Here is a 12,573-nt window from a genome sequence, read left to right on the forward strand (position 1 = left end):
GGCGCGACGAGCACGCGTCGTCACAGGCGGACAGCCGTGGGGCAGGCCCGCGTACGTAGTACCGGGAAAGTACCGGGGAAAAGCTAGAGCCCCGGGCGGCAACCCGGGGCTCGAGGTGGATGGATGGGCGGCGGAATTCAGCTGCCGGACTTGCGCCGGAACTGGCGCTTCTGCTTGTCGTTGTGGGCCTCGCCGACACCTTCGTGCCGCGGCCCACTCCCGGGGTGCGAGTCGTGCTGCTGGTTCTTCTTGGCCAGCGCCTCGCGGAACTTCTTCTGCAGATCGTCCTTGGCCGGCTCGCTGGGCGTGTCGCTCATACCGTCTCCTTCAAACCGTCAGGCATTCAACCTCTAGCTAACCAATTGTGCCCACCACCACGCCACCGATTATCAGCGGCCCCCATCTCAGCCCCCGAAAAGCCCTCCGGCCCGCCCCCGGGCGGCTGTTAGCGTCGCCGCGACGCAACGGCGAAGGGGACGGTTCATGGTCAGCACGGAAGCTTTCATCGGGATCGCGCTGGTCGAGCTCGGCCTGGTCGTCATCCCCGGCCCGAACATGATCTATCTCGTCTCCCGGTCCGTCGTGCAGGGCCGTCGCGCCGGACTCACTTCGCTCGCCGGCGTAGGCGTCGGGTTCCTCGTCTATCTGCTCGCCGCGTCCGCCGGCCTGGCGACTCTCTTCGCGCTGGTCCCGGAGATCTACGTGATCCTGAAGCTCGCCGGCGCGGCGTACCTGCTCTGGCTCGCATGGGGCGCCCTCCGCCCCGGCGGCAGTTCGGCCTTCACCCCGTCCGAGCTCACCCCGGATCGCCCTCGCAAGCTGTTCGGCATGGGCCTGCTCACCTGCTTGCTCAACCCGAAGATCGCGATCCTCTACATCTCGCTACTCCCCCAGTTCGTCGACCCATCGCGCGGCCACGTCGGCACCCAGAGCCTGCTGCTCGGCCTCACCCAGCTCGCGGTCGGCGTCGCGGTGAACGCGATCTTCGTCATCACCGCCGGCTCCGTGGCCACCTTCTTCAGCCGCAAACCGCTCTGGTCCCGCATCCACCGGTACCTCACCGGTACTGCGCTCGCCGTCTTCGCCGTGAAGCTCGCCACAGACCGCACCGCGCCGGTCGCCGCTCCTTAGCCTCACCGGTCGCCGCTCCGTAGCCTCGGCGACACCGCCCGGAGTTGGCCCGGCCCCACTCTCACCCACAGCCACCAAGCACCCACGAACCCGCTGCGTTTCAAGCGTTTGAGGCGGATTTCTCCCGCCCGTCGTCGGCTCCACGCCCTACTGTCACTTGCGATGCCGACGTACATTGGTGACACGGCCCCGGACCCCGGCATCAACCCTCGACCGCCCTCATGTCAGCGCGGCGACCACCACCGGATCACGTCCGGGCGGGCCGTCCCTCCCGACCCACGAGTGGTCGCCCCTGACAGGTCAGGGTGCCGGTGATCCCCCATCCCCTGCCCGGCACCCTGGCCCCTCCATCCGCCTGGCCCCGAAGACGAACTCGAGGCCCGGGCGGTCCGGTGCGTCCCTTACTTCGTCAACCGCGAACCCAGCCCTCGCCAGCGACTGCTCGATCTCGGCGCGGGGCCGGAAGCGCAACGTCGACTCCGACGTCAACGTGGCGCCGTCCGCGGCGAAAGCGTAAGTCCGCTTGAACTTCACCAGTGGCAGATCGACTGCCAGCAAGTCGGTCCAGTGCTCGACCACACCGATCCCCGGCAGGTCTGTGCGGCTGTAGGTCTGCTCACGATTCCAATCCAGCCAAGCCTGCCGCGCCGGATCCCTTGCCTCGAAGACAAAACGCCCGCCCGGTACCAGTGCCCGTCGAACAGCTTTCAGCGACGCTATCCAGTCGTCATCCTCGACGAAGACCTGCGCGACGTTCCCCGTCATCACCGCCAACTCACCTCGCGCCTGCGGCAACGATCCAGCATCCCCATGCACCCACTCGACCCGCTCACTGCCCGCCTTGCCCCGCGCAATCTCCAGCGAAGCCAACGCCGGGTCGACTCCAACGACGTCGATCCCCCGCTCGGCCAGCATCAGCGCGAAGACACCGGTCCCGCACCCGACGTCCAGCACCCGCCGCGCCCCGAACTCGTCGACCATCGCCGCGTACGCATCGAGATCAGCCCGCTCCGGCTCCAACGCGTCATAGATCGCGGCCAACCGAGGTACAGCGAACAAGGCATCAGGCATACGTCGCCCCTAGGTCCGTACGCCGTCGACCTTCGACCGGTTTTCCACCGCCCGCACCGCTTCCGGGGTCTGCCCCGTCCAATCGTGGAAGGCCCGGTAGAACGAGGTCGTGTCGTCATAACCCAGCAGGTAGCCGATCTCAGCCGCCGTCATCGCCGAACTGCCGAGGTAATGGCGAGCCAGCGACTCCCGCGTCGTCCGTAGAATCGTCTGAAAAGCGGTGGCTTCCAGCTGCAGGCGACGCTGAAGCGTCCTCGGGCTGACGGCGAGCTCCTTGGCCACCGCGGCGGTGGTCGCCGCCCCGGCCGGGAGAAGCTTGAGCAACGCGGCGTGGACGAGTTCGGCGGTCGTCGACGCCCGGTCCAGGTCGGCGAGGCGGCGACGCAGGTCCGGTTCGAAGGAGTCCCACATCCGCTCGTTCGCGGTCAGGAACGGCCGCTCCGCGTCACGGTCGTCGAAGGTGATGGACCAGCTCGGCCCGTACGCGATCGGGATCCCGGCGTAGTCCGCGTACCGATCGCGAACCTCCTGCGATTGGCTGACCGGCGCCGTCAACCGGAGCGGCCGCACCTCCACCCGCGTCCCGATCCGGGCCAATGCCACCCAGAACAGCAGCTCGGTGAGCGCGTAGACCGCTGGCGGCTCGTCGGCCCACAGCAACTCGATCCTGGTACTGCCGCCCGACGCCTCGATCTCGACCCGGAGCGGGCCGATCAACCTCTTGTACTGCGCGATGCGGCGCGCCGCGAACCCCAGCGACGGACTGCACAACGCCGCGAACAACGCCGGGTCGAAGACCTCCGCGGTCAGCACGCGGGCGATCGTGACGGGCAAGATCTCGTCGTCCAGGTCGTCGGCCAGCGCCTGCCACAGCGCGTAGTACTCGGCAGCCGGCAACTCGACGGTGCCATGGGCAAGCAACCCCTCCGGCAGCCGCGCACGCCGCAGCACGGCCGGAACAGACGCCCCAAGATCCACCAGCAACGCCCGCACCGACGGCCCCAGCATGTAGCCGCCCGAACTCATACCCGACTCATCACAACACGATCGTAAACGCGGTCACCGAACCACTTCCGCATGAACATCAACGGCCGCGCGTACTTCCCCGCCACATACCGGGTCCGCGGCCGCCGCGCCGAAACCGCCTTCACAATCACCTCGGCGAGCTTGCCGGCCGGCGTCCCGCTGACCGCGTTCTCACCTTCAGTCGCCGCGGCAACCTTCTTCGCCAGCGCGGCATAAGCCCCCTGCCCCGACCGCCGCAACATCGGCTCCGCCAGCACATCCCCGAACTCGGTCGCCACGATCCCCGGCTCGATCACGACAACATCGATCCCAAACGGCCTAACCTCCAGCCGCAGGCAATCCGACCACCCCTCCACCGCATGCTTCGACGCGTGGTACCAGGCCCCCAACGGCGTATAGACCTTCCCGCCCATCGAAGAGATATTGACGATCCGCCCACTCCCCCGCGCCCGCATCCCCGGCAACACCAGCTGAGTCAACCGCCCCATCCCAAACAAGTTCACCTCGAACTGATACCGAGCATCCTCGATCGAGACATCCTCCACCGCCCCGTACAACCCAAACCCCGCATTGTTGACCAACACATCGAGAGCCCCCTGCTCCCCCTCGATCCGCTCCACCAAAGCGACCAGATCCTGCTCCCGAGTCACATCAGCGGCAACCACCGTCGCCCCCGCCTCCTCCAACCCCCGCATCTGCTCCACCCGCCGCGCAACGGCGTACACCGTGTACCCGACCCCCAACAGCTTCCGCGCCACCGCCTCCCCCATCCCCGCCGAAGCCCCAGTAACCAACACCGTCGCCATCCCACGCCTCCATCCCAGCAGCCCACCTGACCACCGCACTGAAAACGCTAGTGCCACCACTCCCCACCCCCACTGACCAATCCCGCCAACCAACTTCCCGATCCCGCCAGTACTTCGGTACGCCGCGCGACCCCGGGTCCGGCTGACCGCTTGCCCGCGTAAGACACAACGTCTTACACTGACTCCATGGCTGACACCATCACCATCCGCAGCGATTCGGAGACCGAGCACGCCCTGGATGTTCTGACCCATGACGGCAGTTCTCGCTCGGCGGCCATCCGCCAAGCCGTCCTGGAAGCCGCACAGCGCAAGGAGCGAGCCGCGGCAATGCGCCGCGCTGTCCTGCGGATGCCGCTCGGCGATCCTGACGGCATCGACGTCGCCACTGAGATCGCCCGCGACCGCGAGGACGACGGCCGATGATTTATCTCGACTCCGCCGCCATCGTAAAACTCGTCCACGCGGAGTCCGAGACGCAGGCGCTGCGCGACTGGCTCGACGAACGGGCCGAGACCGGCTGGACGAGTTCGGTTCTGGCGGAGATCGAGTCATCCCGTGCGCTGGCACGCCACGCTCCAGCAGCCGTCACCCGGCTCCACCTGGTCCTCGACCTGATCGACTTGATCGATCTCGACGCCGGCATCCGCATCCTGGCCCAGACCGTGAAGCCGGCAACCGTACGAAGCCTGGACGCCATCCACCTGGCAACAGCTCTTCGTATCCGCTCCCAACTCAGCTCGTTCGTCACCTACGACAAACGCCTCGCTGACGCCGCCCAAACAGCCGGCCTGACCGTCGACATGCCTACTTGAGACATCTCTGTGCCAGAGCATCATCGCGGAACGCCACCTCAGCTGATGCGGACTCCGACCCCAGCGCCTCGATCATCTTGCGGACGTGCACGGTCGCCAGCAGGCGATCGACTGTGTTGTGATTCCAGCGCGCTTTACCCCGTGGGCTCGGGATACGGGCGCCGGGCGCTCACGGCTTGCCTCCGCGGAGGCCGTCCAGGTTGCTGAAGACACCCAGCAACTCATGCAAGACCGCCATCCCGCGTTCGGCCAACTGCTCGTCGCCGAACAACGCACACCCGACCGCCAGCACCACGCAGCCGGCCAGCAAAACACTGACGCATTTGGTCACCGCTCTGACTCCCTTGTGTTCTCGGGGGAAGAGAGCGGCTCCGTACTACGCCAGCGCCGCCCTCCATGGTTGACGAGGAATCCCGGGAACGGCGCTGGGGCCACGAAGACTACGAGTGGAACGGGAGACGAGGCGGCTCGGAGAGCTGACGCGCGACAGAGGTGTAACGAAGACCAGCAGTGCGCATGCCGGACCGGGACGGCTCAGGTCGGGGTAGAAGAGCCGATCGAGGACAGCGCGGGTCGCCCGCACGACCCTCCGGCCGCCGGGCACTGACTCCAGCCACACGAGTAGTGCCTCGTACAGGCGCTGCGCGATCTTCATCATGCCCGGCGAGAGGGTGAGGCCATCCATCACCCGAGCTATGTTGGCGATCGCCTTCATCAGCGACTCAAGCCCGGCAGCAATCTTCTCCATGGCCGCCCGGACAGGAGTCAACTCATCGACCAACGCCTGAAGAGCAGCCTGTGCCCCATGCACGGCTGCTGCTCTCTCCTCGCTGGCCATGGCCTCAGACTAGAGGCCCGCACCGACTGTCCCGGTAATTCGCTCGGACGTTGACTGCCAAATCATCGCAACCGGCGGCGCGCCGCCGGGGCTTTGGCGAGGGCTGCGTTGCGTGCTTGCGCCAGAGGCGCCAAAGAGGCAGTCGCCGCCGGAGGCGGTGTCCTTCAGACGTTGAAGCGGAATTCCACCCCATCGTTGTCGGGCCTGCGGCCACCTTCAGAATCAGCAACTGACCCATCGAGGTGCCTCATTTGACATCATCGAACTCGTCGCCAACCGTGAGTTCTGCGGTGTCACCGACCTTGATATATGACTTATTGTCGTCCAGTTCGGCCACGAGTTCCGTGTCTGGCCCAATTGCAAGTGTTTCCACGCGAGGGGTCGTGCCGGCCCACGAACCACTTGCCAGGAGAGCCGCAGCGATGCCCGGGGTTCCTGGAATCACTCGGAATGTCCGCGCCACCGAGACCTTGGGGCCGTCGACTCGGACCACCTTTACGACAGTCTTGGGGACCTTCACATCGCCAATGACTTCCCCCGTATCGGGGTCCGTAATATCAACCCCTTTACTGTTGAGAATGACGAATCGCATGCCAACTTCGACGCCATCGTCCGCCCCGAGGTTCAGAACAAGTTCTCGACTGTTCAGGAGCGCCGCCACTTTCCCGCGCAGAACCTTGCCCTTACCGGCTACCACGAGCTCGCCATCAGGCATTATTGCCTCCCTTGTCACTTTCGGTAATGGCGGGACGGGATCTAGCTGCCAACTCCATTGCTAGGGGGGAGAAGGCACCCCAATCTGCAATGGCCTCAGCATATCCATCCTCAAGATAACTAAGATGAGTACTCAGTTGCCCTAATCCGAAGCGGAGTTCCGCTGCCGTCACTTTCCTTTCATACAACGCTTCCGCCAGTAGTCGCGCTTCTTTGGCACGTTGCGCGGTGGTTAGCAATCTCCCGATTGATCGCTGCGCATGAGTAGGGTCAGCTTTTCCATCCTTGCTGAATGCCATTCCCGCGCCAACCTGAGCGACGATCGATACGAGCGCAATGAACCCTTGAGTGCTCGCAGCCGGAGGTGTCTTTGTGTTACCTAAGTACGCGAGGAGAACGGCAGCCACGATTCCGAAGCCTGCGAGGATGATCCCTGTCCATCGAGCCGCGCTCCACTTTGGCCGATTTGTCCACAAGTGCGAGACCACGACCTTGAAGGCTCCCTTCACCGCAGCACCGGCCCGAGATGCTCTGGTCCCCATCTACGGCTTCTTCGTGGAGGCAGACGTTGGACTGAACCGCAATTCGACGGCATAGTCGCTCACATCTTCGCTCGGATGCTTGTTCGCCGCCGGATCGGTATGTCGGCCGATAGTCCCAAGAAGCCAATTGACAGAACAGCTCCGGATGCATCGTTGGACCGATCAGGCCGCTGTAGATCAGTGTCGATTAAAGGACTCTTCACAGACACCTTTACAGGCCCGGAAAGCACCGCACTAAAGGACCACACCTCCCCACACTTGAGGAGGCCCGGCGCTAGTTCCACCACCGCATCTGCGGCTCGCGTGCCGATTGCGGGTGACAGCGTGCGGACTCCCCCAGAGGTGCTGGTTAGTCCGTAGAAGGTCTGATCGAACGCAACATAGATGGGTCTGCCGCCATCAAAGGCTGAGGACGGTATGTCGCGCGGCCCCACGTTCTCTAGAGTTACCGAGACAAGGTGCGGTCTATCGACTGGTATGTCGCGGTAGGTGACCTCCAGGAGGCCCGGCCGCATGTCCTCCGGCAGGAGCGGTAGCGACCGGACGCTGACTTGAAGCTGCGCCCGCCTGGTACCCCACCTGCGCGTCGCCCAGATGGAGCTTGGAACCGCAACGACGGCCACAACCAGGGCTCCTAGAGCCAACCAAGCCTCTGCAGACATGCGCGGGCTACTTACTACTGCCAGACGTTGGGCTGAACCGGAATTCGACTACGTCGCCGTCGGACATGATGTAGTCCTTGCCTTCTATGCGGACCTTGCCGGCTGACTTGGCGGCTGCCATGGAGCCGGCTTCCATCAGGTCGTCGAAGGAGACGATTTCGGCTTTGATGAAGCCGCGTTGGAAGTCGGTGTGGATTACGCCGGCTGCCTCGGGGGCGGTGGCGCCCTTTTTGATGGTCCAGGCCCGGGATTCCTTGGGGCCGGCCGTCAGGTAGGTCTGGAGGCCCAGGGTTTCGAAGCCGACCCGGGCCAGGACGTCCAGGCCGGGCTCTTCTACGCCCATCTCGGCCAGCATTTCGCGGGCCTCGGCCTCGTCGTCCAGTTCGACCAGTTCGGCTTCGAACTTGGCGTCCAGGAAGATTGCTTCGGCGGGGGCGACCAGGTCGCGCATGCTCTGCTTCAGGGTCTCGTCGGCGAGTTCGTCGGCGTCGCAGTTGAAGACGAAGATGTACGGCTTGGCCGTCATCAGCATCAGTTCGCGGATCGCGTCGCGGTCGACGTTGGTGGCGATGATCGGCGTACCGGCCTCTAGGTGCTTCTGGGCCTCGCGGACGGCCTCGAGGACGGCCACGCCCTCCTTCTTGAGGCGGGCTTCCTTCTCCAGGCGCGGGATCGCCTTCTCCACCGTCTGCAGGTCGGCCAGGATCAGCTCGGTCTGGATCGTGGAGATGTCGTCGGCCGGGTTCACCTTGCCGTCGACGTGGGTGACGTCGTCGTCGCGGAACACCCGGGTGACCTGGCAGATCGCGTCGCCCTCACGGATGTGGCTGAGGAACTTGTTGCCCAGCCCCTCACCCTCCGACGCGCCGCGGACGATGCCGGCGATGTCGACGAACTGCACCGTGGCCGGGATCACCTTGGCCGAGCCGTACAACGAGGCCAGCTTCGCGAGCCGCGCGTCCGGTACGCCGACCACCCCGACGTTGGGCTCGATCGTCGCGAACGGGTAGTTCGCCGCGAGCACGTTGTTCTTGGTCAGCGCGTTGAAGAGCGTGGACTTGCCCGCATTGGGGAGCCCGACGATTCCGATGGAGAGTGCCACGGGCAGCAAGACTACGCGGCGTGGCCCACTCGACCTAAATCACAAAGGACTCCAGCTCCGCGTCGTACCAGCGAGACGTCAGCCCCAGCGGCTGCATCCCGAGCCGCTTGCACACCGCGATGGACGGGCTGTTGTCCGGCCGTACGACGGCGTAGATCTCCCCCAGCCCCGCCTTGAACCCATGTGCGATCGCACCCTGCGCCGACTCCGTCGCCAGCCCGCGCCCCCACGAGTCGGGGTGGAAATGCCACCCCACCTCGACCTCACCCGTCGACGACGGTCCGTCGGAGGGCAGCGGCACCAGCAGCACCGTCCCCGCGACCACGCCGGTCGCCTTCTCCTCCACGGCCCAGATCCCGTAGACGGCGTCCGCGTTGCGCGTGTTCCACCGCTCGATCGTCCGTGACGCGGCGTCGCGGTCCGTCATCACCCGCGGGTCCGCGCCCAGCCAGCGCGACACCTCCCAGCGCCGGTAGATGTCGAACACCCGGTCCCCGTCGCTCTCCGTCCAGTCGCGCACGACCAGCCGTTCCGTCTGGTAGACCACCTTCGGCTCCATCGCGGCCACCTCCATCCGTTGGAAGTGATCTATCCGTCCCAACCAGCCGAGAGCAAGCAGCGTCTCCTTTCTGTGACCAGTTGGAGAAAACTCGTGCCCGACCGATCACGCATCGTGTTCGCCTGCTCGCAATTCCTGCGGTTCGGCTGGACCGAGCTGGTCTCCTGCCTGTTCGCCGCCGCGCTGTTCGCCGGCCTCGCGCTCTCGAAGTACGTCGAGCTGCCGATCGCCCGGTACGACGCTCTGCTGGTCTACTCGATCCTGCTGACCTTCGGGTTCTGGCTGGTCGGCCTGGAGACCTGGCGTGAGGTCGCCGTCATCTTCGGATTCCACCTGGTCGGCCTCGGGCTGGAACTCTTCAAGGTCCAGATCGGCTCCTGGCAGTACCCGGGCGACGCGGTCACGAAGGTCGCCGGGGTCCCGCTCTTCGCCGGCTTCATGTACGCCGCGGTCGGCAGCTACATCTGCCAGGCGTGGCGCCGGTTCGACCTGCGGGTCAGCGGCTATCGACCGGTTCTCACCACCGTGCTCGCAGTACTGATCTATGCGAACTTCTTCACCCATCACTGGATCGTCGACCTGCGCATCCCGATCGCGCTGGCTCTTCTGCTCGTCCTGCGGCGCACGTGGGTCTTCTATTCAGTCGGCAGCCGCCGGTACCGGATGCCGCTCGCGCTGGCGTTCGCGCTGATCGGCTTCTTCCTCTGGATCGCGGAGAATTTCGGCACCTTCCTGGACGCCTGGAACTACCCCGACCAGGTGAACGTCTGGCACCTGGTGCACCCCGCGAAGTTCGGCGCGTGGGCGCTGCTGGTCAGCATGAGCTTCGTACTGGTCGCCAGCGTGAAGTCCTTGGAAGGAAGGCTGTACCACCGCGGCACGCTCGCCACCGTTGCGACGCCGAAAGCTACTGAGATCTCCCCGCAACACAGCGATGCCAACCAGGCCCGGATGTAAGGCGTCTTACCAACGAAAGCTCCTTGAGGGGGAGCGTGTCTGGGGAACATCCGCCTGATCTGCAAGGGAGCATCATGTCCCGAAAGCTTGCCGCCGTCATCGCCACCGCCGCCGCCTCGGCACTGGTCGTCGGTTCGTTGATCGCCCTGGCGCTGGGACACACGAACCAGCCCGAGCCGACCTCCGCGTCCTCACCGAACACCCCGTCGTCGACACCGATCGAGACGCCGACCACGACGCCCACGCCGCCGGCCAACTCGGGCTCGCCGGAGAGCGGCAAGCCCCGTACGCCGGCCGCCGACCCGACGCTGGCCGCGTCGGCGGGCAACAAGAAGGTGCTGTTCTTCAGCTTCGACGACGGCCCCGACCCGTACTGGACGCCGAAGATCCTGCAGGTGCTGAAGAAGTACGGCGCCCACGCGACCTTCTTCGAGCTCGGCACCATGCAGGCCGCGCACCCGGGGCTGCGCGAGCAAGTACTTGCCGCAGGCAACACCATCGGAAGCCACTCGATCTCGCACCCGCAGCTGACCGCGATCTCGGCGGCGAAGCGGCACCACGAGATCTTCGACGGACCGCAGTCCAAGTGCTTCCGCCCGCCGTTCGGCGCCTCGAACCCGAAGGTCCGGGCCGAGATCAAGGCGGCCGGTATGGTCCAGGTGCTCTGGGACGTCGACCCGCGCGACTGGGCCCGGCCCGGCGTCCACGCGATCGTGAACAACATCATGACGCACGCCCACAAGCGCAACATCATCTTGATGCACGACGGCGGCGGCGACCGCAGCCAGACCGTCGCAGCCCTCGACAAGGCGCTCCGCCTGCTCAAGGCCCAGGGCTACAGCTTCCCCGCGATGGCCTGCTGACCCTCGGGCTTGAGCTCAAGCTCACTTTAAGTCGTACGGTCCAGCAATGGACAACCCGGCGAACGGCTCCTGGCGCGAACTGCTCGGTCTCAGCTATGCCCCGGTGGCGGTGGTGCTGGCCGGCGGGGTGCTGATGGAGGCGAGCAACGTCTACCTCACCACCAGCCTGCTGCCGACGATCGTCGGGGACATCGGCGGTACCGGCTTCTACGCCTGGACCATGACCGCCTTCCTGGTCGCGTCGGTGATCAGCTCGATGCTCGTCAGCCGGATCCTCATCACCCGCGGCTCCATGGCCGCCTATCTGCTCGCCTTCGGGCTGTTCGGCCTCGGCTCGCTCGTCGCCGCGGTGAGCCCGGGGATCGGCGTGTTCCTGGCTGGTCGGGCCGTGCAGGGCTTTGGGGGCGGCCTGCTGGCGGGACTCGGGTATGCGCTCATCCAGCGGGCGCTGCCGGAGCGGTTGTGGGCGAAGGCGGCGGCGCTCGTGTCGGCGATGTGGGGTGTGGGCAACCTCGTCGGGCCGTCCGCCGGTGGCGCGTTCGGGCAGCTGGGCGTTTGGCGGCCGGCGTTCTGGTTGCTGGTTGCGCTGGCCGCAGTACTGATGGTTGTCGTGGTGCGGGTGATTCCTCGTACGGAGCGCGCAGCGGCCGGGTCGGCGGTACCGGGTGTCTCGCTGGTGCTGCTGACAGCAGCTGTGGCGATGGTCAGCATCGCGAGCATCGTGCCGGCCGGGGTGGCGACGGCGGTGGTGCTCGTCGTCGGGCTGGTGCTTGGTGTGGTCTTCGTCTTGTTCGAGCGGACCGCCAAGGCGGCTGTGTTGCCGCGGGTGACGTTTGCTGCGGGGAAGGCGCTGAAGTGGGTTTATCTGACGGTCGGGGTTCTTGCCTTTGGCATCGGTACCGAGGCGTTCATTCCGCTCTTCGGGCAGGAGCTGGGTGAGTTGTCGCCGCTGCTGGCCGGGTTCCTCGGGGCGGCTTTGTCGCTCGGGTGGTCGCTGAGTCAGACGGTCAGCGCCAACGCGACGCGGGTTGCGGTCATACGCCGGCTGATCGTGGGTGGGCCGGTATTGCTGGCTGTCGGGCTTGCGGCGTACTCCGCCTTGCAGGTTGATGGGCCGGCCGCTTGGGTGGTGGCTTTGTGGTTCGTGACGTTGTTCGCGGCCGGGGCGGGGATCGGGGTCGCCTTTCCCCATCTGGCCGTCGCGGCCTTCAGTAGCGTCGAGGACGCGGAGGAGGCTGCCAAGGCCTCGGCGGGGATCAACACGGTCTTCTTGATGGCTAGTGCGTTCAGTGCGGCCTTGGCCGGCGTACTGGTCAAGCTCGGCGAGCCCTCGGCCTTGTCGTCCGCTCATTTGCTGCTGTCGGTCTTCGCCATTGTTGCCCTTCTCGGCGCCTTCCCCGCCTGGCGGATCGTTCGGTCCGGGGTGGCCCGGAAGGCCGACGCGCCGCAGCTCACACACTGAGGTTCGGGGGTACCGGGCTTGTCGCGCG

The 12,573-nt window shown here is 65.9% G+C and carries 16 protein-coding genes; 6 read left to right on the top strand and 10 right to left on the bottom strand.

Annotated features, from left to right (window positions below):
* Positions 1-137: 137 nt before the first annotated feature.
* Positions 138-317 (bottom strand): DUF5302 domain-containing protein, encoded by a 180-nt coding sequence (locus tag ABD768_RS07695; protein WP_328328093.1) that lies wholly within the window; start codon positions 315-317, stop codon positions 138-140.
* A gap of 166 nt (positions 318-483) precedes the next feature.
* Here ABD768_RS07695 and ABD768_RS07700 point away from each other — a divergent pair, with 166 nt between their 5' ends.
* Entirely contained in the window at positions 484-1,131 is a 648-nt protein-coding gene (locus ABD768_RS07700) for a LysE family translocator (protein ID WP_343982454.1), read from the top strand.
* Between the two features lie 300 nt (positions 1,132-1,431).
* On the opposite strand, the gene ABD768_RS07705 is transcribed toward ABD768_RS07700, so the two are convergent.
* Genes ABD768_RS07705 through ABD768_RS07715 form a run of 3 tightly spaced genes read right to left on the bottom strand, consistent with a single transcriptional unit; the run spans position 1,432 to position 4,034 of the window.
* Positions 1,432-2,202: a class I SAM-dependent methyltransferase gene (locus tag ABD768_RS07705; protein ID WP_344838866.1), complete on the bottom strand. Its 771-nt coding sequence runs from the start codon at positions 2,200-2,202 to the stop codon at positions 1,432-1,434.
* A gap of 9 nt (positions 2,203-2,211) precedes the next feature.
* Positions 2,212-3,228 carry an AraC family transcriptional regulator ligand-binding domain-containing protein gene (locus ABD768_RS07710; RefSeq protein WP_344838869.1) on the bottom strand — a complete coding sequence of 339 codons (1,017 nt, stop codon included), beginning with the start codon at positions 3,226-3,228 and terminating at the stop codon, positions 2,212-2,214.
* Positions 3,225-4,034 (bottom strand): oxidoreductase, encoded by an 810-nt coding sequence (locus ABD768_RS07715; protein WP_344838872.1) that lies wholly within the window; start codon positions 4,032-4,034, stop codon positions 3,225-3,227. Before ABD768_RS07715 ends, ABD768_RS07710 begins: the two co-directional genes overlap by 4 nt.
* A 186-nt stretch (positions 4,035-4,220) precedes the next feature.
* On the opposite strand from ABD768_RS07715, the gene ABD768_RS07720 reads away from it, so the two are divergent.
* Both ABD768_RS07720 and ABD768_RS07725 read left to right on the top strand, forming a co-directional pair.
* Complete coding sequence (locus ABD768_RS07720) at positions 4,221-4,457, top strand: hypothetical protein (protein ID WP_344838875.1); 237 nt, start codon at positions 4,221-4,223, stop codon at positions 4,455-4,457.
* On the top strand, positions 4,454-4,846 hold the full coding sequence (locus ABD768_RS07725) for a type II toxin-antitoxin system VapC family toxin (protein WP_344838878.1): 393 nt from the start codon (positions 4,454-4,456) through the stop codon (positions 4,844-4,846). Before ABD768_RS07720 ends, ABD768_RS07725 begins: the two co-directional genes overlap by 4 nt.
* 169 nt (positions 4,847-5,015) lie before the next feature.
* Here the strand turns inward: ABD768_RS07725 and ABD768_RS07730 are convergent, their stop codons facing one another.
* The 6 genes from ABD768_RS07730 to ABD768_RS07755 form a co-directional block, all read right to left on the bottom strand.
* On the bottom strand, positions 5,016-5,177 hold the full coding sequence (locus ABD768_RS07730; RefSeq protein WP_344838881.1) for a hypothetical protein: 162 nt from the start codon (positions 5,175-5,177) through the stop codon (positions 5,016-5,018).
* A 45-nt stretch (positions 5,178-5,222) separates the two neighbouring features.
* Positions 5,223-5,684 carry a hypothetical protein gene (locus ABD768_RS07735; protein WP_344838884.1) on the bottom strand — a complete coding sequence of 154 codons (462 nt, stop codon included), beginning with the start codon at positions 5,682-5,684 and terminating at the stop codon, positions 5,223-5,225.
* Positions 5,685-5,931: 247 nt separating this feature from the next.
* The gene (locus tag ABD768_RS07740; protein ID WP_344838887.1) at positions 5,932-6,399 is read right to left on the bottom strand and encodes a hypothetical protein; all 468 of its coding nucleotides are present in this window, start codon (positions 6,397-6,399) and stop codon (positions 5,932-5,934) included.
* Complete coding sequence (locus ABD768_RS07745; RefSeq protein WP_344838890.1) at positions 6,392-6,805, bottom strand: hypothetical protein; 414 nt, start codon at positions 6,803-6,805, stop codon at positions 6,392-6,394. Before ABD768_RS07745 ends, ABD768_RS07740 begins: the two co-directional genes overlap by 8 nt.
* A gap of 804 nt (positions 6,806-7,609) precedes the next feature.
* The gene (gene ychF / locus ABD768_RS07750) at positions 7,610-8,704 is read right to left on the bottom strand and encodes a redox-regulated ATPase YchF (protein ID WP_344838893.1); all 1,095 of its coding nucleotides are present in this window, start codon (positions 8,702-8,704) and stop codon (positions 7,610-7,612) included.
* A 34-nt stretch (positions 8,705-8,738) separates the two neighbouring features.
* A complete protein-coding gene (locus tag ABD768_RS07755; protein WP_344838896.1) occupies positions 8,739-9,263 on the bottom strand; it encodes a GNAT family N-acetyltransferase in 525 nt (174 codons plus the stop codon).
* Between the two features lie 93 nt (positions 9,264-9,356).
* Here ABD768_RS07755 and ABD768_RS07760 point away from each other — a divergent pair, with 93 nt between their 5' ends.
* The 3 genes from ABD768_RS07760 to ABD768_RS07770 all read left to right on the top strand — a co-directional run bounded on the left by ABD768_RS07760 (position 9,357) and on the right by ABD768_RS07770 (position 12,545).
* A complete protein-coding gene (locus tag ABD768_RS07760) occupies positions 9,357-10,220 on the top strand; it encodes a DUF817 domain-containing protein (RefSeq protein WP_344838899.1) in 864 nt (287 codons plus the stop codon).
* Between the two features lie 74 nt (positions 10,221-10,294).
* Positions 10,295-11,083, top strand: a complete 789-nt coding sequence (locus ABD768_RS07765) for a polysaccharide deacetylase family protein (protein ID WP_344838902.1) — start codon at positions 10,295-10,297, stop codon at positions 11,081-11,083.
* 46 nt (positions 11,084-11,129) lie between these two features.
* On the top strand, positions 11,130-12,545 hold the full coding sequence (locus tag ABD768_RS07770) for an MFS transporter (RefSeq protein ID WP_344838905.1): 1,416 nt from the start codon (positions 11,130-11,132) through the stop codon (positions 12,543-12,545).
* Positions 12,546-12,573: the final 28 nt, after the last annotated feature.

The organism is Kribbella ginsengisoli (genome assembly GCF_039537185.1).
GTDB classification, from domain to species: domain Bacteria; phylum Actinomycetota; class Actinomycetes; order Propionibacteriales; family Kribbellaceae; genus Kribbella; species Kribbella koreensis.